This window comes from Culturomica massiliensis (genome assembly GCF_900091655.1).
Classification (GTDB): domain Bacteria; phylum Bacteroidota; class Bacteroidia; order Bacteroidales; family Marinifilaceae; genus Culturomica; species Culturomica massiliensis.
The window spans coordinates 1,796,107-1,820,055 of sequence record NZ_LT594621.1; the positions used below are offsets into that span (position 1 = coordinate 1,796,107).

The following is a 23,949-nucleotide window of genomic DNA, read 5'->3' on the forward strand; positions in this document are numbered from 1 at the left end:
TATGAACATCAAGGGATTCAGACGGATGCTGCTGGGCGAAAAGATGCCTGACAGGAATGATCCGAAGTACAAGGAACGCTATGAGCGTGATGTGGAAGCCGGACGCAAGTTTGCCAAGGCGACCCGTATAGACAAGGCGGCAGCCAAGGTGCAGGGCTTTGCCAACGTGCACCGTACTCTTTTTCTGGTCATCGTGTTCGCTTTCGTGCTGGGCGGGCTGGCATGGAACATCTACCGTATAACGGTGGTATATCGTCATCAGCCGACGGAGAGGACAGCGACAGAGATGCAGGATTCGGTATTGAGGGAGCGGCACAGGATGTTGCAGGAAGAGGAACTGGGGGAAACCGGGACAGGAAATACAAACCGTAGCAAAACAGACTTGCCATGAAAAAGATATTTGAGAAAATCAATTTCAGACAGCCGAAGTACATGCTCCCTGCCATTCTTTATATCCCTCTGCTCGGTGCGTCCTACTTCATATTCGACCTGTTTCATACCGAAACGGCGGATATACCGGACAAGACGCTGCAGACAACGGAATTCCTGAATCCGGAACTGCCGGAAGCGCAGATCAAGGATGACGGCATTGGCAGCAAATACGAGAACATGGAGAAATCGTGGGGCAAGATACAGGACTACTCGGCGGTCGGTAACATAGAAAGAGACGAACCTGATGAAAACAAGGAAGAATATGAATCACAATACACGCAGGATGACATCGCCCTGCTCGATGAGCAACAGCAGGAAAAAGCAGCGGCAGCGGAAATTGCCGCCGCCAAAGAGCGTGAACAGGAAGCACTCGCGGAGTTGGAAAAGGCCCTTGCCGAAGCACGGCTGAAAGGACAGAACATGGTGATGACTACAGAAGAGACGGATACCACGGACATCGTTCCGCCGCAGAATGTACCGGAAGCCGGCACCATCGACGAGGAGAAACGTCCGGTGAAAGCACCGTCGGCAGACGAACCGCCCAGCGCGGTAGTCCGCAAGGTGAAGACCACCTCGGACTATTTCAACACTCTGGCGAAGGATGCCCGTGAACCTAAGCTGATCCAGGCCATCATAGACGAGGACATCAAAGCTGTGGACGGCTCGCGAATCAGGCTACGCCTGCTGGATGACGTGGAAATAGACGAGTGCGTGGTGAAACGGGGCACGTACCTGTACGCCACGGTAAGCGGGTTCTCGTCCGGACGTGTCAAGGGAAACATCAACAGCATCCTTGTGGACGACGAGCTTGTGAAGGTCAGTCTTGCGCTTTATGACACGGACGGTATGGAGGGACTGTATGTCCCGAACAGCCAGTTCCGGGAAACGAGCAAGGATGTGGCCAGCAGTGCCATATCGGGCAACATGAGCATGAGTACCGGAACTACCGGGAACAGCCTCGCCCAATGGGGAATGCAGGCGGTGAACAACGCTTACCAGAAGACGAGCAACGCCATCGGCAAGGCCATCAAGAAAAACAAGGTCAAGCTGAAATACGGGACTTTCGTCTATCTGGTCAATGGTCAGAAAAAAAGGAAATAAAAAGGTTCGAGACAATGGAAACAGATATTTCAAAACTACATGAGGGAACGGACGGCTTTTACTACGATGACTTCCTCGCTCCCGACAAGGCCGAAACATTCGTCGGGCAACTCATGAGTACCCAATGGTGGCAGAAAGGTGGACGCTTCGCCCTGATATGCAACTTTCTGGCTAAGGACGGGCGGAAAATCGCCTTGTTCGCCTTCCAGAAATACACCGGCTTTTACGGGCGGGGAGACGGGGCGGTCAATTTCAAGCACGCGGAGATGAATACCTTCTGGGAGTGTGAGGTCCGGGAAAACCGGAAAGGACGTTGTACTTGGGCGAGTGCCCTGCAGATTGGAGGGCCGAAAAACAACGCGATATGATAGAGACGGACAAGATATACAACATGGACTGTCTGGAAGGCATGAGCCGTATGCCGGAGGGAAGTGTCGATGCCATCATCGCAGACCTGCCTTACGGTGTATTGAACCGCGGCAACCGGTCAGCATGTTGGGACAGGCAGATACCCCTCGGCCCGCTGTGGGAGCAGTACCGTAGGATTATCAAGCCGGACAGTCCGATCATCCTGTTCGCCCAGGGAATCTTCTCCGCGCATCTCATGCTTTCCCAACCGGGAATCTGGCGCTATAACCTCGTGTGGCAGAAGGACCGTGTTACGGGCCATCTCAATGCCAACCGGATGCCGCTGCGCCAGCATGAGGACATTCTGGTGTTCTACATGAAGCAGCCCGTGTATCATCCGCAGATGACACCGTGCTCTCCCGAAAGGAGAAACCATGGACGCAGCATGACGGAAGACAGTTTCACGAACCGGTGCTACGGGGAGATGAAGCTGGTACCGGTACGCATGGCGGACAACAAATATCCGACATCGGTCATTTTCATCCCGAAAGAACACAAGACAGGGGCATTCTATCATCCGACCCAGAAGCCTGTGGCACTGGTCGAGTACCTGATACGCACCTACACCGACGAGGGGGACACCGTGCTGGACAACTGCATCGGGTCCGGAACGACTGCCATTGCCGCAATCCGTTCGGGACGGCACTATATCGGATTCGAGACCGTGAAGGAGTACTGCGACATCGCCGAACTCCGTATCCGGGAAGAACTGGAGCGAATACATACGATGACATAAGGGTAAAAGAAAAACAAATGGAATATAAACAATCAACGACATGAATATGAATCTCAAGAAAATCGGAACGGTATTTCTTCTGACAGCCGGACTGCTGGGAACGCGGAATGCACAGGCGCAGACGACCTACGAGGAAATGGAACAACTGACGGTCAACGAACAGGTGACGACCGTCATCACGGCATCGGAGCCGGTACGCATGGTGGACATTTCCACCGACAAGGTGGTTGGCGACCAGCCTTTGGACAACATTGTACGGCTGAAACCCAAGGAAGCCGGACACGAGGACGGCGAGGTGGTTGCCATCGTGACCGTCATCACGGAACGCTACCGCACGCAATACGCGCTGGTTTACACCACACGGCTTAAGGAAGCCGTAACGGACAAGGAGATACTCCCTCACGAGCGCAACGCCTACAACAACCCGGCAGTATCGATGTCAACCGCCGAGATGACGCGCTTTGCCAGACGGATCTGGAACTCTCCGGCGAGAATCAGGAATGTGGCCACCAAGGCACACCGTATGGTGATGCGCCTGAACAACATATACTCTGTCGGGGACTACTTCTTCATAGACTTTTCCATAGAGAACAAGACGAACATCCGTTTCGACATCGATGAGATCAGGGTAAAGCTCGTTGACAAGAAACTCGCCAAGGCCACCAACGCCCAGACTATCGAGCTTACTCCGGCGATGATACTGGAGCCGGGGAAGACATTCCGACATGGCTACAGGAATGTGCTTGTCATCAAGAAGATGACTTTCCCGAACGACAAGGTGCTGACTGTCGAAATGACGGAAAAGCAAATCAGCGGCCGCAATATCAGCCTGAACATCGATTATGAGGATGTGTTGTCTGCCGATTCGTTTAACGCTGACCTGCTGGAGGAGGAATGATTATGAGAAAGACTCTGATTCTGATGTTTGCCTGCATGTGCCTTGCCTTCAGCGCGAACGCGCAACGCAACAGCGGCCGTCTTTCACTGGGGGTCGGGCTGCTTTACAGGAACGGTATGGACGTGACGTTTTCATACGAACATGAAATGAACTACCGGCACGCGTGGGAGTTCTTTGCCAACGGCTACCTGCAGTGGGCCGAATGCGGCTCGTGCGGCCATATCTGTCCGGAATCCTTCTGGCGCAACTACCGCACCTATGGCTTTGGCGTGGCATACAAGCCTTGCGTGATACGGGGCCGCAATCATTACGGCAACCTGCGTATAGGAGCTTCGGCAGGAAGCGACACGAAGAAGTTCCTGGGCGGCCTGCATTTCGGTTACGAGCACAATTACGTGCTGCGGTCCGGATGGACGCTGTACTGGCAGGCGAAGAGTGATTTGATGATAAAGGGTGCGGATCTGCTTCGGGTAGGTGTAGCCCTTGGTGTAAAACTACCGATAAAATAAAGGAAAAGATGAAACAGAACATTTTCAGAAAAGTAAGCCGGTTCGTACCGGTACTTGTCGCAACAGTCGCCCTGACAGGCTGTGACGCGCATATAGACGTACCGGACACGGCTGTCCGCCCGGGACATGTCCTGTGCGAGGACGGAACGGCCTTGTCCTACACGGAATACCAGCAATCCGGGAAAAAGGCTGTGGCCGTCGTGTTCGACACCCGACAGCATGAGGGTGCGGAAGGAAACGGCTACGCGGTTTACCTGTGGAACATCACCCCGCAGGCATTTGCCGACAGCCTCGGTATTGCCCAAGGCACGTCTGCGGACCTCGCGGCACATGACGGCAATGCCAATACATTCGCTCTATATGAAACGAAGGAAACGACTTCGCCGATGGCGGAAGCGGTCTTTGACCTCTGGTGTTACGGGCAGAGCGCATACGTTCCGTCGGTGGCACAGATGCGTCTGCTATATACTATCCGGGAAACGGTAAATCCTGTCATCGAACAGTGCGGGGGCGATCCGTTGCCCCTGACCGACGGCGACTGCTGGTACTGGACATCCACAGAAGTGGCCGAACAGGAAACGGCAAAAGCCTGGCTTTACTCGATGGGCAGCGGAGCCATACAGGAAACACCCAAGACACAGGCGCACAAGGTACGCCCGATTATAACCATCAACCGGTAAACCAGAGATATACGATTGCGTTCTTTGACATTGTTGGACAACATACGATTACAAACCAGAGCCGAATTCACGCAGTAATGCCATCAAGCGACGTATGCTTTCCTCGACATCCGAGGGGGCCGGAATGGCACGATATGCCAAATCCGGGAGTTCACCCATGTAAACTGTCTGCAAGTTGCCCCAAACCTGCGGCAGATCTGTCATCAACGGGGACTCCTCCAGTCGCCGGTCACGCCAGCCTTCGGGCTTGTCAAAGCTCTGCCGGTCGTGTTCGAGCAGTGACCTGAAATCTTCGGGGAAAGCATCGCTATGAAGATACGTGAGGCACTCTTCATCTTTCAGCAGATGATGCAGATCGTAGAAATGACGGATTTTGGCCGTCAACTGCGGCATATACAGATTGGCCAGCGAGCATCGGATGAGTGACACCAATTTCTCGGTCAGCGTGCGGCGACGGTCAAGCACATTGACCTCGAACGGCTGCATCCCGTATTCCTCTATCATACGGTTGTTGCCGGTAGCCTGCAGGAACTCTGTCAGGAAACTGCAGAGAGAACGCCGCTCGAAAGGATATGGATTGGCAAAACTGTTGATTTCTACCAGGAGTTGCCCAGCCCGGATTGCTCCGACCTGTTCCGTATCTATGGCCCGTGGATAGGTGTAAAATGCCTTGTGGTAATGCGATCCCTTGCTTGTCATGCCGGGGATGACCAGTTCCTCCAGTCCGGCTGTCATATTCTTCGATGTACGGCGTATGAGGTTCTTTAGCTGGTTTCCGCTCAGTGTCCATGCTTCGGCGATGGCCACGTCAATGTCCTCGGAGAAACGTGCCCCGATGCCGTAGGCCTTGGTCAGGGAAGTTCCGCCCTTGAAAATGGCACGATTATCCTTGTCTCCGGCAGCCATAAGCGACAGCGAACGACAGATCCAATAGTCTTTCTCGATAAAGATACTCTTGATGCCGAGTCCGCCGTCCTGTACCGGACGTGCAGCCGCTTCTATGGCATCGGCAAACAGTTGCTGATTCTCGTGTAGTCTCATACGATGTTCCATTTTAATTTGGTGGGTAAAGCCTGTGCGGTGACAGGAAGTTTGTAGGTCGTGACCCCATTGAGTGTCGCACGCAATTGTCGGGTGTCAGCTCCAAGACTGTCCAGAATGGCACCCAGCAATGCCCGGACATACGGCTGGTAATTTTCGGCCAGGTCCGCCAGTTTCTCCAGATCGCCTTCGGACAGAGCGGCTATCAGCCGAGCAACGCCCCGCACACAATCGTCAGGTGATGTTGCCGGAATCTCACGGAGCAATTTGAGCGCGTCAAGGATCAGCAGCAGAGGAATGTTCTCCCGTGTGATTGCATTAGGCTGTACAAGGAAGGACACGCTGTATTCGCCCCGTTTCATAGGCCGGCGGTATTTGTTCGTGCCTATCGTAATGGCCGATGTGATCTGTGTCGTCAACCCCAACTGCGCAAATGCTGCCGTACCGGTCATATAGCCGATTGGCTTGCCGTTACGTTCCAGAAGGTCCTTGACCACCTCTGCCACCGGAGGCTTCAATGTGCCGAACACCGTCTGTTTAGGCTTGTAGTACCGTCCTTTGGCAATCTTGCATATAGAGCCTTCTGCCACCAGACGGCTGAGTGCCTTGACCAACGCAGGCTGGTACTCCGGCAGCACATTGAAATCAGCAATGGTAAGCACCTTGCCCGGAGGCGTGGCGTCCAGTATTTCCTGTACCTGTTTAGTAATCACCATAATCGAATCGTTTTGTTCCGGATGCAAATATAAGAAAAGTCTTGTTTTTTACTGCAAAAACATGACATTTATTTTCGTCTGAATCAAAATAATCAAGTCCAACAATATCCGAGGCGATCAGAACCACAACTCAATAAAAAAGCTATAAAAAAATGGAAGAAAGCAAAGAGTTACAAGGATTCTACAAGATATTCCGTGCAGTCGTCTATGTGTCGGTTCTGCTGGAGTTCTTCGAGTATGCCATTGACCCGGCAGTATTCGACCAGTGGGGCGGCATACTGACTGACATCCACGGACGTATCAAGCGATGGACGATCTATCAGGACGGCCATCTCGTGTACAGCAAGATAGCCACGATACTGCTGATCTGCATCACCTGTATCGGTACGAGGAACAAGAAGCATCTGGAGTTCAACGCCCGCAAGCAGGTGATTTTTCCCCTGACTGGCGGACTGCTTCTGCTTGTCCTGTCTGTGTGGCTGTTCGGACATCCGATGGAAATGCGGCTCTATACGCTGCCGCTGAACCGTATCCTATACATGGCGGCTTCGCTCGTGGGAGTGATACTGGTACATATAGCCCTGGACAATATCTCCAAGTTCATCAAGGAGGGCTTGATGAAGGACCGCTTCAACTTCGAGAACGAGAGTTTCGAGCAGAGCGAAGAGATTCAGGAAAACAAATACAGCGTAAACATCCCCATGCGCTACTATTACAAGGGGAAGTTCCGCAAGGGATGGGTCAGCATCAGCAACCCTTTCCGCGGGACGTGGGTCGTGGGAACTCCCGGCTCGGGTAAAACATTCAGTATCATTGAACCGTTCATCCGTCAGCACAGTGCAAAGGGATTTGCGATGGTTGTATATGACTACAAATTCCCGACACTCGCCACGAAACTTTACTACCATTACAAGCTGAACGAGAAGCTTGGAAGAGTTCCCAAGGGGTGCAAGTTCAACATGATCAACTTCGTGGACGTGGAATACAGCCGTCGTGTCAATCCTATTCAGGCAAAATACATCAACAACCTGGCGGCAGCCAGTGAGACGGCGGAAACCCTGCTCGAGTCATTGCAGAAGGGCAAGAAGGAAGGTGGCGGCGGAAGCGACCAGTTTTTCCAGACATCCGCTGTGAACTTCCTTGCTGCCTGCATCTATTTCTTTGTCAATTACGAACGGGAACCGTATGACAAGGACGGAAACATGCTGTACGCGGAGAAACGTCAGGACCCGGAAACCAAATTCTGGAAGCCGACCGGAGTCGTGCGTGACAAAGAGGGCGGCAACATCGTGGAGCCGGCCTACTGGCTGGGAAAGTATTCGGACATGCCGCACATATTATCGTTCCTGAACGAAAGTTATCAGACCATCTTTGAGGTACTGGAGACTGACAACGAGGTGGCACCGCTGCTCGGGCCGTTCCAGACTGCCTTCAGGAACAAGGCCATGGAGCAGTTGGAAGGTATGATCGGTACGCTGCGTGTCTATACGTCCCGTCTGGCGACCAAGGAATCGTACTGGATATTCCACCGTGACGGTGATGACTTTGACCTGAAGGTGAGCGATCCAAAGAATCCGAGCTACCTGCTCATCGCCAACGACCCGGAGATGGAGAGCATTATCGGTGCGCTGAACGCCCTTATCCTGAACCGCCTTGTCACCCGAGTAAATACGGGCCAAGGGAAGAACATCCCGGTGAGCATCATCGTGGACGAGCTGCCGACGCTGTATTTCCACAAGATAGACCGACTGATAGGAACAGCCCGAAGCAACAAGGTGAGCGTGACCCTGGGATTCCAGGAGCTGCCGCAGCTGGAGGCCGACTACGGCAAGGTAGGTATGCAGAAGATCATCACGACCGTGGGTAACGTGGTCAGCGGTTCGGCCCGCTCGAAAGAGACACTGGAATGGCTATCGAATGACATTTTCGGTAAGGTCGTGCAAGTGAAGAAGGGCGTGACCATTGACCGTGACAAGACCAGCATTAACCTGAACGAGAACATGGACAGTCTGGTGCCGGCATCAAAGATTTCCGATATGGCAACGGGATGGATATGCGGGCAGACAGCGAGGGACTTCGTGAAAACCAAGACCGGCGTAGGCGGCTCGATGAACATTCAGGAGTCGGAAGAGTTCAAGACCACAAAGTTCTTCTGCAAGACGGACTTCGATATGGGAGAGATAAAGAAAGAGGAAGCCGCATATGTGCCGCTGCCGAGATTCTACACTTTCAAATCGAGGGAGGAACGGGAACGCATCCTGTACAAGAACTTCGTGCAGGTGGGTCAGGACGTGAAGGAGATGATCAAGGATGTGTTGAACAAACGGGGTGCGAAATGAAGCACGTAAGGATGTTTGTCATCATACTGCTGGTATCTGCAGTGACAACAGTCTATGGGCAGGAAAGGCATGGAACAGAAACGGGAACTGCCCGACTGTCCATATACAAACTGCCCCCGGTGGAGAGGGCAATCAGATGTACGAAATACTATGAGGGCTGGCATGGTGAGAAAAAACACTGGCCCTATGTGGGATGGGGTCATAAGGTTCTTCCCGGAGAGAGCTTTACCAACGACATCACAAAAGCTCAGGGAGACTCTATCCTGCGAGCGGACATGATGAAACTTTGCCGTCTGTTCAGCAGATTCGGGCGTGATTCTACGTTGCTCTCGTGTCTTGCCTACCAGGTAGGCCCGTACCGGCTTTTAGGCAGCAAAGACTTTCCCAAAAGCAAGCTGATACAAAAACTGGAAGCCGGGAACAGGGACATTTACAAGGAGTACATTTCCTTCCGCTGCTATAAAGGCAAGGTAGTTCCGAGCATCGAGCGGAGAAGGAAGGTGGAATATCTGCTGCTTTTTGAAGAGTAAAAGAGAAGGGAGAACCTTTCGACATTGAGCCGATTGGTTCTCCATTTTATTTCAGTCATGAACTCTGTAGTTTCTTGAAATAGTTAAAATTATTTTTACATCAATTTGTCACCAACAATATTTTCACACCACCGTTCCCAAAAAATAAGCAGATAAATTGACAGCAAAGTGAAGGGCAACAGAAGTTCCGAATCCATGCTTGATTCTCACATAGCTGAACATCAATGCACTCGGTATCTTGACAGCCTCTTTTAGACTACCCGAATCCATCCGTCTATATCCATTGTACTGAGGTCATAATTGATAATATGCAGTATGGAAAAGGAAAGTACCAAAATCCATAACCAGGTTTTGAAGTTTACCTTTGAACCCCATTTATAGCCCCAGAACCATGTGGCCAATGCTATAATCGAACAAAAAAGAAGTCTTTCCCATGTAACATCGTAAACCTTGGAGGAAAATATGATGGCCGATATAAAGAACATTACCGCTGCACTTGACAATGTAATGTATAGTCTCTTGCGTTTGAGAGGCAGACGGAAGGCTGTTTCTTCCAGTACAGGCGGCAGTATAAGGACTACCCACAGCGGCAAGGTTTGTATGGAAACGCCAATACTCGTTTCTGCACTTTCTGAATAAAACATCAGATCCGCAAAATGATAAACTACGGTAATGGATACATGTATCAAGATAAGCCAAAGGGCGGTTTTTATGATACTGGTAATTTTGAAATCCAATACCAAATCATCTTTGGGAGAAACGACGAACTGCACCATGTCACGTAATCTGCTGCTCTTTCTGTAGGATAAATAGACAGCTGCAATGAAGCAGATTGTAGTCAGGACAAGACATAGAATAAATCCGATATATGACAGTGGCTGGTTCATAAGCTTTTCTATTTGCTTGTGTTCATGTTTTTCAGCAGTCCCATCTTTTTCATTTGACGGACAGTAAGTTCAGGATCGTAAATTACGTCACATCCAGCCGTTGCCTTAAGGACTTGGATATATGTTTCAATATCACCGGTACCAATTTCATTACGAAATTCATTTAAATTTTCGGCATCTTCTACAGGCCAGATATATATAACCTGTCGGCCGTCCACTGTGACGGTATAAGATTGTGTTCCATATTTCTGCGGCTTGCCTTCCCTCATTCTGATTCTATCTGTCAAAACTGCATAATCACTTGCATTTATCAGTTCTTTCCGCACAGCTTCTTCCATTACAGGGAGATGCTTTTTCTGGAATTTCAGACCGGCATGATCTACTATCAACCATATAGCCTTATAGGATTGTGCTGACAAACCTTTCGGCAGTCCTTTCTTCAATATTGAAGCAACAAGAATCTGGTTATTCTTGTCGATGACCTTTGTTTGTTCCTGAAGCAGCATAAGAGAATCTATTATGGAGACTTGAACATTATCAGCTCCGGTGCTGGTCAGCTTATTCATCAGAGTCAAGGATTCAGTCCGGACTTTCTGGTCTCTCTCATATGCTCCAGTCAGCAGGGAATCTATTTCCTGAACACTTTGAGCTTTCAGGGATATGCTTAATATAAGCAAAATGGATAAGAATATTTGTTTCATAAAAACTTTATTAGAAATTACAATGATTTAGCTGTTAACAATTGGTCAAGTTGATCTCCAACTCCTGCATGGCTTTCATTGAGCATGTCGATGAAGTCCGTATATTTCAACGGATACTTTCCCGCATACTCCTTATAGAATCTGGATATGACGCTCATCAGTTCACCGTATCCTATCTGTTCCGCAATACGGATCAGCGCCAGAGAACCTTTTCTGTAAATGACGGTATTGTTGTTGTTTGTCACGACATTGACGACAGGTTCATCCTGCGGGGTTCCTTTGATTTTCTCGTATTCCGCCTTGCACCAGTCAAGTTGGGTTTCGTAGTATGCGTTGCCACAGACATACCTGATAAACATGAGGGTCATGAATTCATTCAGTGTCTCTTTGATGAAATAGGCACCAGGTTGTCCGTCATCAATGAGCAGCGTCCATTCTCCCAGCCACCGGTGCCCGATTTCGTGCATCAGCGGATATATGTCGGGTTTTGTGGAGAACTTTTCCTGCGAAGCTGAAATGAAACCTATGTTGTATCTGTTGCTGAACCCTTCTCCGTTATGGAACAGATACACGGGAAGAGCCGTCACATTCCGCTCTGCGGAAATATAGTCTTCTCCATAAACTTTGCCAAAGAATACGATAGCGGCTTCAGTCAGTGCAAGCAGTTCGTCATATCTCTCCTTGCCGCACTGCATGTCCTTGATCTGGTAGATAGGCAGCTTGCCCGGGATGTATTCATCTGTCCGTTGATAAGCTTCATCGCGTATAAAGGCCAGCGTCAACGACTGCGACAGGATACGGCTGAATTTGCCGCTGTACTTCATAGTATCGTCCGAATCCAGCGGATATGAGCAGATAAGAGAAAGTGAATCTGGTGTTTCCACATTCAAGGCTACATCCATGAAGGTATTCGGCACATAAGGAGCTGAATTCAACTTGCAAATGCAACAGAATTCTGATTAATAATTTGTTTAAATTTTTCGTTTGGCGTGAGGTATCCAAGTCTTTTACGAGGTCGATTATTGAGTTTATTTTCAATCCACTTAATCTGTTTGTTGGTTACTTCACTAAAGTCCTTACCCTTTGGGATATACTGCCTGATAAGCCCGTTGGTGTTTTCATTGGCACCACGTTCCCATGAGTGGTATGGTTTGCAAAAATAGAATTTTATTTCCAATTTTTGCGCAATTTCCTCGTGCTTTGCAAACTCCTTTCCATTGTCAGCCGTAATTGTGTGTATTAAGTTTTTCACTTTCCGCAGTGCCCATACTGCAATCTTAGCTACCGGGATGGCTTCTTTTCCCGACAACTTGCGTATCCAGACCCTGCTTGTTGCTCTGTCGTTAATGGTAAGAATGGCACCTTTGTGGTTCTTACCAATAATTGTATCTATCTCTAAATCACCAAATCTCTCCTTCAGTTCCACTATCTCGGGACGCTCATCAATATCCACCCTGCCTGGGATAAATCCTCGCCCTGCATTTTTAGAACCACGTTTGGCATACCTGCGACCTTGTCTGCGAAGATATTTGTGCAGTTTGCCACCCCGCCGCTTATCCTCCCAAATCCAGCGATATATCGTTTCGTGAGATACCATCGCAATTCCCTCCAAGCGGCTCCTGCCGACAATCTGCTCCGGGCTGAATCCTTTCTTCAACAGCTTTATTATCCGTTTTCTCATTGCCGGTGTAAGCACTTCCTTGCGATGTTTTTGCTGCTTGCGCCTGTCTGCTTTTCGCTGGGCAAGCTCCATGCTATAGCTACCACTTCGGGCGTCGCAATTGCGCTTTATCTCCCTGTAAACAGTGCTTTTATCTACTCCGATAGCTTCCGCTATTGCTTTTTTGCTCATCGGTATTTGCAACATCATAGAAATTGCATACCTTTGTTCCTCGGTTATATGTTTGCTCATCTGCAACTTTTTTTTCTTTGGACGGACAATTAAAGCAAAGATAGCAAACTTTATCCATTCAGAGTGAGAGAAAGGGGGACATTGTCTCTCTTTCCTCTCTGAAAAATAAATGTTTTTATTGCTTATTATCCGCACCCAAAAAGTTGCATTTATAAGTTGAACTCAAGGGATAGAAATATTCTCCGAAACTTGTCTCCCACAATTCCGCATCCCCTTTCCCATAAATGAAGAATGAGGAAAGGTTTGTATAGCTGTAGTTCATGTTGACGAAAATTTTCTGCGAAGACACTTTTCGGAACACGATACTCTTAGATTCCAGGTATAGTTCATATTCGAACTCTCCACTATTGATATTCAGGTTGTCTATGGAGAACTCCTGACCGCCTCCGAAATTCATGGATACGCTGTCCTTGCCCTGGAAATCCAGCAAAAAAGAACATTTGACATGAAGATTGGAGGCTTCCTGATTCACCTTGCTGATGTCAAGCGTATAATTTTTGATTTCTTCTGCCATAGTAAGATGGCAGACCATCATCATCAATGTTGCAATGAAAATTATTTTACTCATATGCCTATCCTGCACTTTATGCCTCAAAAACGGATTAGTCTGATCCAATTACATTGTATAGAACATTTTTTTGTCAAAATCAAAAACAGACACTGATCCTTCAAAGAATTTAAGACCGACACTTCCTTCCACTGTAAATTTAGGTAAGGAAGTGGTTATGGCAATAACCTGCTTTTCAAAACCTCGATTACACAGACTGGCCTTTTCTGTAGTAATTGCTTCTGCAACAAGCACTCCTTTCTTGTTATATGCCTTCTTTAACTCAAGGTCTGGATTATTATGAAGGAAGTCCTGTACAGCCTGACTTTGCTTCATCAGGAAAACAAAAGACGCATTCCCCAAGTCAAGCAAATAATTACCGGGGATAGAATATTTTTTACCTTCTGTCTCAAAGTCAAGGTGTGTCTTGACGGCAGGCATCCCCATATAGCTGTCGTAGTTGATGGCAGTAGCTTTATAATCTCCAGCCTCAGATTTGAATTGTTTTCTGCTCATCGACTGAAGTTCGAGTTTTTCCATATCAAGTTTAATAATGCGGCTGCCGTCCTCCGTATTAAATATATTCTGTATCGGTATAGCTATTCCGCTGTAGGTATTATATTCTGAGAGAATGAAAACCTCACCACTGTACTCCATATTGTTTCCTAATCGGACCTTTCCTTTTGCCTTGTGGGTTATATTATAGGCTTTCCCACCAAGATTCATTTTTTCATTACCATCTGTTCTGACATAGTCCAGATTGATGGCACCCTTGTTTTCAAATGCATAAAGAGAATCCATCACCATTACGAAAATTCCGGATTCCAACATCATTTTAGCCGGGACCTTATCGTTAATTTGAGTTTCAAAATAATAATGGCCGTTCTCTTCCTTCAATTCAAAAGAGCCATCGCTATTTGATTGGGCTAAAATAGTATTATAACCAAGTAATAGAATCGACAAAAGTGAAAATATGTTTTTCATATTTTATAAATATTCTATCTTGAAACAAGCTTTATTCGAGAAAAATTGTTTATTCTTTTTCCGTTAATTCCAGTTGAAGAATCGGGTGCCATTCTTTCACTGTTTTCAAAATGTCTTCTGCTGTTTTACAGGAGCCGTTAGTACGTTTATTTGCCTTCTCAATAAATTCCTCATCATAGATATTGATAAGGTGTATTCCATTAAATTCTGAAACAGGTTTGATAAATACAATACCATCACATATATCACTTAATTTTTGTTCTTTTGAGTAAGGCGAACCTTTCTCACCATAACCTGACAGTCTTATTGTAGGATTAGCGAAATATGTTTCGGTCCTTAGTAGAGGGAAATCATCTTTTAAATCAAATCCAACCGGCTTATTGCCATTTTTCTGAAATGCTTTATCTATTACACCGTCCGCTATAAGATTCCACCGGGTCTGACTGTTCTCGATATATCCTCTGCTTCCCATTTGGCCACCCCATAAATTAATTATGAATACATCTTGAGGATAACATTTTTTTAGTAAAAATCCGGCTGAAGCCCAATTATAGTAGTAGTCCCCTTGACGTGTACCATTTATACGAGCCAAGGTATGTGCTGCTCCTGCATAAAATACTATGTGCGAACGTTTAATGATATAGTTTCTAATTATATCAAACATATTATCATCCCTTGAGCCCGTATATACATAGTCTTTGCCATCAAAATAATCTTGTATATACGCCGGATCCACTAAAAGAATACGTGTTCGGAGACTTTCAGGTTTCTTTTGATTGTTTTCCCATACAGATTCACTGCTGGGCACTTAGTCCCAGCTGATTTTCAATTGTTTATAATTTAGTTCTTTGACATTTTTGTAATCGCAATTGGTAAGTATCTCTCTTACAGGCGTTTTATCCAGTAGAGAAAAACTCAAAATTTGTAGGATTTCGTAGATTGGACGGTTAACTTTCAATTTGTAAGCGACAATGGCAACCAGACAGTATGTTATGATGGCACAGTAGACTTGTGTCTTGACTGCATTCATCGTGGTTCCCCAAAAAGATTTTACTTTCAGGTGTTGCTTTATCCATTTGAAAAATAGTTCCACCTGCCAACGGTTCTTGTATAGCAAGGCTACTTCCTCTGCTGAGAGTTCCATGTTGTTGGTGATGAACACAAATTCTCTGCCCAGTTCTTCATCGTAGTATTTAACCCGCCGAAGTTTGTCCGGATATGCTTTGAGCGATTTATACGTTTCAAGTATTCCAATCTGGTCACATTTTATTCCGGTTGTTTTATCGACTTCACGGGAATACATTCTACGGAATCTCATATTATCCTTTGCACGTGTAACGAAGTAAGCACCACAGGTGTGAAGCTTATGCAAACGGGTGAAGTCAACATATCCTTTATCCATGATATAGAAACTTCCCTTTTCATAACTCAACTCATCCAGCATGTTTACGTCATGTACTTTAGCATTGGTTACCAGTACGATTGTCGGTATGGAAGTCTTTACATCATACAAGGTATGAAGTTTGATGCCTCCTTTGTGTTTCCTAAATTCCGCCCACCAAAAAACATTCAGACAAAGGTCTATGGTGGAGGAATCAAAGGCATAAACATTACCGTCAACTTTCACCTCGAAGTCATTTTTGTTGTAGCTATTACGGGCTTCCGCAATCAGGGTATAAGCAAATTCTTCGTAGATACGATAATCTCTATTCCGGTTTGCTTTCCCCAGATTGGTACGGCTAACTGTTGCACCGAATCCCAAGTGATAGTACTTGCTCTTGTGTGCCTCAAGGCTGAGCATAAGCTCACGCATACTATCTCGGGCGGTCAGTTGTCCGAAAATCATGCACAGCATCTGATTCCAACAGGTGAATGTTCTGATTTTCTTATTCCCGGAATACTTCTCTACCAAACGGTCAAAGACACGACGGGGAAGAAAATCTGTAAGTTGAGCGAAGATATATTTGCCTTGGTTCATTGTTTTTAGCTTTTGGACAAAGCTAAAACAACTTTTCAATTCAAATCGTCACGCTCCAAAAAGATATTTAACTATGCGATTATCAAAGATTTCAAAGAACGATGTTTAATTTAAAGTGCCCACTAGTGATACAGATTTAAAAACATCTGCATATTCTTTATACGGATTACCCAAATCATCAGGTGTATATTGCAATATCTTAAAGACCAAGTCTTCTCTGTAAACTGGGGATTTTATCAGGCTGTCTGCGAGATACTGATATCTTTCAGAGCCAAATTCAACTGCTACCGCATCAATATTCGCCGTTGAATCCTGTGCCGAAGCAGTTATCAGTTCGCACAAAAATTGAGGATGTGCATCTATCCAATGGTCTTCTCCAATTGCAACGACTGAATGTGAACGTATTTTATCCAGTACATATTCCAAATGGGGTTGTCCATTATTTTTAATGTATTGATAATAAGATTCAGTGTCAAGACAATCTTGTGCTGTGGAAATATTACTTGAGACTATCAAAAGTAAAATTAAAAGATAAATTCTATTCATATTATGTAATGTTATTGTTGATTATAAATTTGCGGTTTACTATCGGTTCAGCAATTCATAACAATGGCAATCGACAAACTGACCGTTTTTAAAGCAGGCTTTCCTAAGAATGCCGCACTTATGGAAGCCGGCTTTTTCGAGAACCTTCATCGATGCCAGGTTGTTTTCATAAACATGGGCATGGATCCGTACTGTATCGGAATGGCTTAGATAATCTTCCACTGCCAGCTTTATGGTTTCGGTCATGATGCCCAGGTTCCAATATGGCTCTGCAAGCCAATAGCCCAGTTCAGCGTTATATCGTTCTACGTCCGTACCTCTGAAGAAGCTGACATTTCCTACCGCCTCGTGATTGATCTCGATGCAGTAATTATTTTGTTCGCTTTGTCCTTCAACAAAACTTATGAATTGCTCTGCATCCTTTTCCGTATAGGGATAAGGAAGAGCATCACGGCAATTGTCCCAAATCTTTTTATTGTTCAGGTATTTTGCCAGTGCCGGTATGTCCGCTCTGGTCCAAGTTCGTAGTTTGAATGATTTAATTGCTTGGATTTTATTGTCAGACTTCAGGTATCGGATCACTTTACATGGATTCCCGACAGCCACACAGTTTGCCGGGATTGATTTTGTCACAACACTTCCGGCACCAATCACACTTCCTGTTCCTATTGTTATGCCGGCAAGAATTATACTGCCGCCACCAATCCACACATTGTCCTCTACGGTAATCGGAAGAGACCGTGTACGGAAAAATAGTTCGCCCGAATTTTCATCCCAGTTCTCGACGAATCTTTCGTTGTAGTCTATCGGATGTGTAGCCGTATAGAACTGTACATTGGGGGCTATCAGAACCTGATTCCCTATACGGATATGATTCTCGTCCATCATTGTGCAGTTGTCATTGATGACAGACTTATCCCCAATGAAAATATGCTTTCCGCACTGACATAAGAAATTACATCCTACTGCTGATCGTTGGCCTATGCTCCCGAGCATATTCCTTAAAATACCGGTTCTCTCTGAATCTTCCAAGTCCGGGCTGTCAAGTCTGGCAAGACAGGCTTTGGTATTGGAAATCATTTCAAGTACCTCCTGGTTCAGACTGTTGCAATATTCTCCGGACATGAATCGGTCGTAATTGCTTGTATGATGTTGACGGTGTTCTTTCTCCATGTTTTTCTTTATTATGCCCTAAAGATACGCATAATCCACAAATTCACTGTATTAGGTTAACATTTATTTCTTGGAATCATAGATTAAACAACTAAGAGGGAGAATTCTTAGACATATTATAAGTTTTCAATATTTGAAATAATGTGAAACAAATAAAGAAATGTAGATATATTTTTTTCATTTTAAAGTTGTTATACTAACTTTGTTGTTCAATTTATAATCATCTGTTGTAACGATGAGATTTAATAAAGTATTTTTGTTTGTACTGACAGTCATAATACTACCAGTCAGTATGTAGTCCAGCTCTATTTTCACAATAAAAGTTATCGATAAATTTGTTGGAGTATTAATGTAATGAAAATATAATTTAGAACTTTATAATATGAGATATTTATTGCTTTTTGTTTTTTGCGCTTTGACAACCATTACATTAAAGGCACAAACACCTTCTATTGAGGCGTTGCGTACATGCGCAGCTGAAAAGGGGATGCCTCCCAAAGAATACATATTCAAGCTGTTCGAGAAATCGGATATAGTCGTGCTGGGTGAGCGCGACCACCGTGACACGGTACAATACGACCTGATTCAGGACATCCTGGCCGATCCCCGTTTTGCCGAGCAGATAGGATATGTCTATACTGAAGTCGGCTCGTACAACATGAACGATGATGTAAACCGCCTGCTGCAAGGCAGTTATCCGACGGAGGCGGCCTTCATGGACAGCCTATATGCCTATTACAGGAAGTCGGAGACCTTCTATCCGATTTGGGAAAAATACAACCGTGTGAAGTTCTTGAAAGGTATATATGAAATAAACCGTACCTCTCCGAAGAAAATCAGGCTCGGACTGACTGACCGCAAGTTCTCATGGGATGAAATCCGTACTGTAGAAGACTACAAGAAATTCTGGAAATCCCGCACGGTGAACTATCGCGACAGTTTAATGGCTGCCCATATTTCGGAAATGTATGCCCGCCAGACTCCATTGAACGGTAAACGCAAGGCCTTGGTGATAACCAATCAGCCTCATGCCATCAACGATTCGTTAATTCTCAAGAAGAGCAATACGGTTTATGGAACACAGGGCTGGTGGATGAAGAGAATCTTTGGAGAAGAACGAGTCAAAATCGTGGTGCTGAACTGGTTTGATTACAACCTGTTTGACGGGAGTAATTTCCCGATGACCGGTGACGGACATTGGGATGCGGCCTTTGAACTGTTGGAATGCCGCCCGTTCGCCATTGATTTGAAAAATACACCATACGGAGAAACGGCTTACAACGGTTTCGTCGGAGGTACCACGACCAATGTAAAGAACAAGTGTTGGCAGGATGTGGCAGATGGAGTTATCTACTATGCCCCCCTCTATGACCATGTCGCGGCATGGGGCATTGAAGGCTTAGTAACCAAAGAGTTTGAACCTGAAATCAAGCGCCGCCTGACAATATTTTTCGAGGCGACACAACCCGGTGCAGAAATACCCATGGAGGCTGCCATCGATGAATATAACGTTTTTCACACTTATCCAGCCGCTATTAAAAGTAGAAATGAGGTTAAAGAGTTGATTAAAAGTGTGTTGGAAAATAATAATTAACTTCACTAATTAACCTATATATCTCTGGAATATGCAAGAAAAGTCGTATTCTAACTTTAAGTAGTATATATAATTAGAGCCAAGTCACAAACCTGGCTCTAATTTTACATTATAGAATGAATAAGTACAGCACTTCATCAATTGCCAAATCCGAATGACATGGCTGCCTGTTCACAGAAGCGTGCATATTCCTCTTTGTCAGTTCCGCTTTCAATATGGCGGTCTATCAGTTCTCCCAGTTCATCGAAACAGACTTCGTCACTGAGGCATTCTATGTCTGTCCCGTTCCGGAGATATACTTCATAATAGTCCGAGCCGTTCAGACAGATCAGCACTTCCCCTTGGAAGAGTCTTCCGTTTACATGGAATTTCAGTCCCGGGAGGTCATTGAATACTGTTGCCATAAACTCCCCGATGCCCCATGACATAAGGACCGGCGTGTCGGTCATCGTTACCAGCTGTTCGCGAATTGTCGCAGCCACTCTCATTACATACTCTTTATCCATAATCTTGATTTTTAATAGATTTATATATTCATTTTATTCAAACCATTCCGGGTTGTCTTCTTTCAGCATCTCAACCAGCTCGTCATCCGGCAGCTCGAGACTTCCGGCATCGGTGAAGAAGAAAATCTCATCGTATAATTTCTCAGCCTCCTTACTCGCAAAGCCCTCGTTCTCGCTGTCGAAACTACCGGGCTGGAGTGCGTCAAGCAAACCTGTTGAGCCGATAAGGAGTTCTTCACCTTCATTTGATTTCACCACACGGCAAGAATAAGTTCTGCCGGCAAATTCCACCTCTTTCTTTTTCATCGGTCTATCACTTTAATGGTATGTTTCTCCCGTGTTCTTTCAGGTACTCCATGATACATTTCGCTTCCTCGTGCGAAGCCATATTGCGTTCGTCGTACCTGCGGCTGTCATCCGCCATAACCTTGATGCACTCTTTAATCAACCTGTACAGGCTTTGCTGCAGTGTCGGGTGCATGGTCGGTATTGCTGCTGCAAATCGAGCCGGATTGAAACTGTAATTGTTGACTGCCATTTCCCAGTCTTTAGCGAGACGGTACTCTCTGCTTTCTTTGATGTCCTTGTCCATAATTCTGATATTTAACGATTTTGTTTTTCTTCCCTCTGTTCGGCCTCCTTTTCGGAGGAGCCGCTTCGGGATTTACGGTGCATCGAGAGACGGTCGTCAAAGCCTCTCCCGATGTTTTTTCCTGCCAATTACTCTTTCAGAGAAAGGAAGAATTTGCAGGAAATGCACTTCAAAACGGAGGGAACAGGCTCGACCGCCTACATTCGCACCAGTAAAGTCCACACGGCGACGGGAAGGACGACGAAAGAAGAAATGACTCTCATGTCAATACAAGAGGGAAAATAGAAAGGGATAAGGGTGGTGGCGGGGGCTTATGACGGACGGCGTTAAAACAGGTGCCGCTATAAAGGTTCCCGGAGCGGCCGATGGCAGAATACGGCCCGTGCCGGATTCCGTCATCAGCCACAGATCCGGACCGGAGTGCTTACAGCAGCCCAGGGCTGCCGTCGTACATGAAGGTTTTATAACAGTCTTCGCCTGGCGCACATGAGGGCGGCAGTATAACGGGATTTGCCGTGAAAAGAGATGCTGTCAAAGCATCCCTTCGTCCGCGTAGCTCAGATAGCCTGTATCCGAGAGGATGATATGGTCAAGGAGAGTGATGTCAAGGATTTCGCAGGCTTTCTTGAGTTTGCTTGTGATGGCATTGTCACTGGAGCTGGCCACCATGTTGCCTGACGGGTGGTTGTGGCTGAGGATTATGCCCGAGGCATGGGCCAGAAGAGCCGTCTGCAGGATGATACGGACATCCACAACGGTCTGGCTGATGCCGCATTTTGATATGCAGGAGAGTCCGAGAAGCCTGTTGGCTTGATTGAGGAACATCACCCAGCATTCCTCATGATGCTGCATACATTCATCGTATGCCTCCTTGAAGATGTCGTAGCTCACCCTGGAGGAGTTTACCAAGGTACGTTTTGCAGCATCGGCATCCTTGTAATTTACTGAAATCTGAGGGAAAGAAAATGTATTCATAATAACGAAGATTTAAGGTGAAACAATTTTTTTCGCCCGTGCACAGCTCTGTCTGGACTTCGTGCAAGATTTTGGGAAAGAATACTATCCGCAGGATTGGAGATTGTTTCCCAAATTCACCCGGATCTTGCGTTTGTCCGGAAAGATGCTGTAACTTCGCTGAAAACAAATGTTGAGACTACCGGGGTATTATAAGAGGTCCGGCTATAAAGGATATCCGGGCCGGCCGATGACGGAAGACCGCCCGTGCGGCCTGTAGGAATCAGCCAGAACCCGGTCCGTACTGTTTCAGCAGACGGAGACTGCCGAAAGACAGGTAGGTGTATAAAAAAGGTCAGGCGGCGCCGGTCTGCCTCCGGCACGCAACAGAAAAGCAGGACGGATTTCTCCGCCCTGCATCTGAAATCAACTATGAATTATGGTCAAGCAGCAACCTCTTGGGATTGAGGTTGTTTTTCGTTGTCCGCATCGTCTTCCGTCTGCTCCGCTTCCTGTTTGGCCTGTTCCTGCACCAAAAGGACGGCTTTCTTTTCTTCGATGCGCTGATGTCTTTTTTCGTAAACTTCATTATGTCCATTCTCGATGTCGGCAAGTCTTTCCGGCATGTGTTTTCCTGCAAATTCAAGCAACATGTCGGCTATGGCGTTGCTTCCGTATGCGTTCTTGAAATTCTCAATCAGGAAATCCCTGCGGATGACGGCTTTTGCCTTTGGGGTAAGATTGGCCACAATATTTGTCTTGTCCTCGTTGGACAGATAGGGCGAATGTTCTCCCTCTATACCAACGGCGGCAAAGTGTTCCTTTCTCAACGATGAAAGCAGGAAGAAATAAATCATCTTTTCTTCGTCAGCCCCGAACTTGGTTTCGGTCATATCCACTTCCAAAATCTGTTTTTTGGTATCTTCCACGGTCTTTTCCCTGGCAATCTCCTTGTTTCGCTTGTCCTGCTTGTCCAGTTTTTCAATCGGGGAAAGCTGTTCCTGTCCTGCCTGTTGTCCACTGACGGCATTCATCATGGAATTCTCCACATAACATTTGACAATGTCTTCGTTCCCAATCCGTGCGAAGAGCGATATTTCGCCTGCTTCTGCCCTGCGTACAAGTTCCTTGCCCTCTTCCATATAATCGTTCATATCCTGCTCATACTCAATCTTGGCTTCCTTATATTCGTCTTCCGTCTCATATTCTCCGGCTTCAGGCTCTTCGGGAAATGTCGGGTAGTCTTTGTATCTGCATTGCAGTGCCACAACCTCATAGCCCATTTCCTTGAGGCGATTTACCGCATCCGCATTATAGCAATATGCGTCATGGCTTAGAGAGAGTGCAGGATAAGCCTTAATGGTCTCTATTGCCTTTTCCGTCAAAAATGCTGCATTCATTTCATCAAGACAGCCTTTGTTGGCGCATTTTCCGCATGTTCCCTCACAGAACAATGTCATGTTGTTGGTATTATGGGGACATGACAGGCAAAGGGTCTTGTCAAAGTTGTAGCGTTCAAGGTCTGTCGTGAAGTGGCGCTCGATGTTCTTTGCCACCTCGGTCGCTTTCATGCCTCGCCAACTGCCAAACATGATACCCTCTTTCAAGTGCTTGTCGAAAACCTCTCTCTGGATGTCCTCGCCATATCGGCAAATTTCGCTTGCCACGCTGATAGTGATTTCGTCCTTTTCCAACAATTCTGCGATTTCGGGGATAAGGGAGACGAACTTCAGTCGGGTGCGGATATAGGTCTCGTTCTTGCCGAACTGCATGGCCAAAGACTGGATGTCGTGCCGTCCGCTTTCTATCAGCCTCTGATAGGCGTTTGCTTCCTCGATAGGGGTTACATCCTTGCGTTGCAGGTTTTCCGTCACCGCCATTTCTTCGGCGGTCTCGTCCGAAACATTCAGAACGATTGCCGGAATTTCTTCCAGTCCTGCCATGAGTGAGGCACGATACCTGCGTTCCCCGAATATGATTTCAAAGCGGTTCTCCGCAATGGGGCGCACCCCGATAGGCTGGAGGACGCCCTGCTGACGGATGCTTTCCGCCAATTCCGCAAGGCTTGCTACATCAAAATTCTTGCGTGGGTTATAGTTACTCGGCTGAATATCTGCCAAAACTACTGATACGATGTTCTTCTCTGCTACTGATTGAATGTTCATTGTTTCCATAATTCATAAAT

General features: G+C 46.6%; 28 protein-coding genes and 1 pseudogene. 10 read left to right on the forward strand and 19 right to left on the reverse strand.

Annotated features, from left to right (window positions below; translation table 11 throughout):
* Nucleotide 1: 1 nt before the first annotated feature.
* Genes BN8908_RS08990 through BN8908_RS09020 form a run of 7 tightly spaced genes read left to right on the forward strand, consistent with a single transcriptional unit; the run spans nt 2 to nt 4,764 of the window.
* On the forward strand, nt 2-391 hold the full coding sequence (locus BN8908_RS08990; protein ID WP_068690161.1) for a hypothetical protein: 390 nt from the start codon (nt 2-4) through the stop codon (nt 389-391).
* Complete coding sequence (gene traM, locus BN8908_RS08995) at nt 388-1,533, forward strand: conjugative transposon protein TraM (protein ID WP_068690163.1); 1,146 nt, start codon at nt 388-390, stop codon at nt 1,531-1,533. Before BN8908_RS08990 ends, traM begins: the two co-directional genes overlap by 4 nt.
* Nucleotides 1,534-1,547: 14 nt before the next feature.
* Nucleotides 1,548-1,901, forward strand: a complete 354-nt coding sequence (locus tag BN8908_RS09000) for a hypothetical protein (protein ID WP_068690166.1) — start codon at nt 1,548-1,550, stop codon at nt 1,899-1,901.
* Nucleotides 1,898-2,677 (forward strand): DNA-methyltransferase, encoded by a 780-nt coding sequence (locus BN8908_RS09005; RefSeq protein ID WP_068690168.1) that lies wholly within the window; start codon nt 1,898-1,900, stop codon nt 2,675-2,677. The genes BN8908_RS09000 and BN8908_RS09005 overlap by 4 nt, the downstream gene beginning before the upstream one ends.
* Nucleotides 2,678-2,723: 46 nt before the next feature.
* Complete coding sequence (gene traN, locus BN8908_RS09010; RefSeq protein WP_068692191.1) at nt 2,724-3,575, forward strand: conjugative transposon protein TraN; 852 nt, start codon at nt 2,724-2,726, stop codon at nt 3,573-3,575.
* On the forward strand, nt 3,572-4,084 hold the full coding sequence (locus BN8908_RS09015) for a hypothetical protein (protein ID WP_022209712.1): 513 nt from the start codon (nt 3,572-3,574) through the stop codon (nt 4,082-4,084). The genes traN and BN8908_RS09015 overlap by 4 nt, the downstream gene beginning before the upstream one ends.
* An 8-nt stretch (nt 4,085-4,092) precedes the next feature.
* Entirely contained in the window at nt 4,093-4,764 is a 672-nt protein-coding gene (locus BN8908_RS09020; protein WP_235837428.1) for a DUF1566 domain-containing protein, read from the forward strand.
* 48 nt (nt 4,765-4,812) lie between these two features.
* Here BN8908_RS09020 and BN8908_RS09025 read toward each other — a convergent pair whose 3' ends face one another.
* Together BN8908_RS09025 and BN8908_RS09030 are read right to left on the reverse strand one after the other, a co-directional pair.
* A complete protein-coding gene (locus BN8908_RS09025) occupies nt 4,813-5,805 on the reverse strand; it encodes a nucleotidyl transferase AbiEii/AbiGii toxin family protein (protein ID WP_007216011.1) in 993 nt (330 codons plus the stop codon).
* A complete protein-coding gene (locus BN8908_RS09030) occupies nt 5,802-6,521 on the reverse strand; it encodes a DUF6088 family protein (RefSeq protein ID WP_005816027.1) in 720 nt (239 codons plus the stop codon). The genes BN8908_RS09025 and BN8908_RS09030 overlap by 4 nt, the downstream gene beginning before the upstream one ends.
* Before the next feature lie 152 nt (nt 6,522-6,673).
* On the opposite strand from BN8908_RS09030, the gene BN8908_RS09035 reads away from it, so the two are divergent.
* Complete coding sequence (locus tag BN8908_RS09035) at nt 6,674-8,860, forward strand: type IV secretory system conjugative DNA transfer family protein (RefSeq protein ID WP_005807115.1); 2,187 nt, start codon at nt 6,674-6,676, stop codon at nt 8,858-8,860.
* Nucleotides 8,857-9,390, forward strand: a complete 534-nt coding sequence (locus BN8908_RS09040; protein WP_068690170.1) for a glycoside hydrolase family protein — start codon at nt 8,857-8,859, stop codon at nt 9,388-9,390. The genes BN8908_RS09035 and BN8908_RS09040 overlap by 4 nt, the downstream gene beginning before the upstream one ends.
* A gap of 123 nt (nt 9,391-9,513) precedes the next feature.
* On the opposite strand, the gene BN8908_RS18500 is transcribed toward BN8908_RS09040, so the two are convergent.
* The 12 genes and pseudogenes from BN8908_RS18500 to BN8908_RS18330 all read right to left on the reverse strand — a co-directional run.
* A complete protein-coding gene (locus BN8908_RS18500) occupies nt 9,514-9,660 on the reverse strand; it encodes a hypothetical protein (RefSeq protein ID WP_154670136.1) in 147 nt (48 codons plus the stop codon).
* Nucleotides 9,642-10,277: a hypothetical protein gene (locus tag BN8908_RS09045; RefSeq protein ID WP_148453254.1), complete on the reverse strand. Its 636-nt coding sequence runs from the start codon at nt 10,275-10,277 to the stop codon at nt 9,642-9,644. Before BN8908_RS09045 ends, BN8908_RS18500 begins: the two co-directional genes overlap by 19 nt.
* Nucleotides 10,278-10,285: 8 nt before the next feature.
* On the reverse strand, nt 10,286-10,978 hold the full coding sequence (locus BN8908_RS09050; RefSeq protein ID WP_068690174.1) for a DUF6624 domain-containing protein: 693 nt from the start codon (nt 10,976-10,978) through the stop codon (nt 10,286-10,288).
* 17 nt (nt 10,979-10,995) lie between these two features.
* A complete protein-coding gene (locus BN8908_RS09055; protein WP_148453257.1) occupies nt 10,996-11,895 on the reverse strand; it encodes a gluzincin family metallopeptidase in 900 nt (299 codons plus the stop codon).
* Nucleotides 11,896-11,909: 14 nt separating this feature from the next.
* Nucleotides 11,910-12,890 carry an IS30-like element IS4351 family transposase gene (locus BN8908_RS09060; protein ID WP_005794072.1) on the reverse strand — a complete coding sequence of 327 codons (981 nt, stop codon included), beginning with the start codon at nt 12,888-12,890 and terminating at the stop codon, nt 11,910-11,912.
* Nucleotides 12,891-13,005: 115 nt separating this feature from the next.
* Nucleotides 13,006-13,458, reverse strand: a complete 453-nt coding sequence (locus BN8908_RS09065; protein ID WP_068690177.1) for a hypothetical protein — start codon at nt 13,456-13,458, stop codon at nt 13,006-13,008.
* A 48-nt stretch (nt 13,459-13,506) separates the two neighbouring features.
* Entirely contained in the window at nt 13,507-14,421 is a 915-nt protein-coding gene (locus BN8908_RS09070; RefSeq protein WP_068690179.1) for a hypothetical protein, read from the reverse strand.
* Between the two features lie 49 nt (nt 14,422-14,470).
* Nucleotides 14,471-15,229 (reverse strand): TraB/GumN family protein, encoded by a 759-nt coding sequence (locus BN8908_RS09075; protein ID WP_068690180.1) that lies wholly within the window; start codon nt 15,227-15,229, stop codon nt 14,471-14,473.
* Complete coding sequence (locus BN8908_RS09080) at nt 15,230-16,399, reverse strand: IS4 family transposase (protein ID WP_068688305.1); 1,170 nt, start codon at nt 16,397-16,399, stop codon at nt 15,230-15,232. It lies immediately after the preceding gene.
* Between the two features lie 105 nt (nt 16,400-16,504).
* On the reverse strand, nt 16,505-16,945 hold the full coding sequence (locus BN8908_RS09085) for a hypothetical protein (RefSeq protein WP_068690182.1): 441 nt from the start codon (nt 16,943-16,945) through the stop codon (nt 16,505-16,507).
* 39 nt (nt 16,946-16,984) lie between these two features.
* Nucleotides 16,985-17,488: a GNAT family N-acetyltransferase gene (locus tag BN8908_RS09090; protein WP_068692193.1), complete on the reverse strand. Its 504-nt coding sequence runs from the start codon at nt 17,486-17,488 to the stop codon at nt 16,985-16,987.
* A 12-nt stretch (nt 17,489-17,500) separates the two neighbouring features.
* Nucleotides 17,501-18,118: pseudogene (locus BN8908_RS18330) on the reverse strand (sugar O-acetyltransferase); the annotation flags it as partial.
* Nucleotides 18,119-18,500: 382 nt separating this feature from the next.
* On the opposite strand from BN8908_RS18330, the gene BN8908_RS09095 reads away from it, so the two are divergent.
* Nucleotides 18,501-19,712 (forward strand): hypothetical protein, encoded by a 1,212-nt coding sequence (locus BN8908_RS09095; protein WP_068690184.1) that lies wholly within the window; start codon nt 18,501-18,503, stop codon nt 19,710-19,712.
* 137 nt (nt 19,713-19,849) lie between these two features.
* On the opposite strand, the gene BN8908_RS09100 is transcribed toward BN8908_RS09095, so the two are convergent.
* From BN8908_RS09100 to BN8908_RS09125, 5 genes are all read right to left on the reverse strand, one after another.
* Complete coding sequence (locus BN8908_RS09100) at nt 19,850-20,218, reverse strand: hypothetical protein (protein WP_005807120.1); 369 nt, start codon at nt 20,216-20,218, stop codon at nt 19,850-19,852.
* A gap of 33 nt (nt 20,219-20,251) precedes the next feature.
* Complete coding sequence (locus BN8908_RS09105; protein WP_005807122.1) at nt 20,252-20,524, reverse strand: hypothetical protein; 273 nt, start codon at nt 20,522-20,524, stop codon at nt 20,252-20,254.
* Nucleotides 20,525-20,531: 7 nt separating this feature from the next.
* Nucleotides 20,532-20,810, reverse strand: a complete 279-nt coding sequence (locus tag BN8908_RS09110; protein WP_005807124.1) for an RNA-binding protein — start codon at nt 20,808-20,810, stop codon at nt 20,532-20,534.
* A gap of 531 nt (nt 20,811-21,341) precedes the next feature.
* Nucleotides 21,342-21,785: a JAB domain-containing protein gene (locus BN8908_RS09115; protein ID WP_005807125.1), complete on the reverse strand. Its 444-nt coding sequence runs from the start codon at nt 21,783-21,785 to the stop codon at nt 21,342-21,344.
* 422 nt (nt 21,786-22,207) lie between these two features.
* Complete coding sequence (locus BN8908_RS09125; RefSeq protein WP_068690188.1) at nt 22,208-23,938, reverse strand: ParB/RepB/Spo0J family partition protein; 1,731 nt, start codon at nt 23,936-23,938, stop codon at nt 22,208-22,210.
* Between the last annotated feature and the right edge of the window lie 11 nt (nt 23,939-23,949).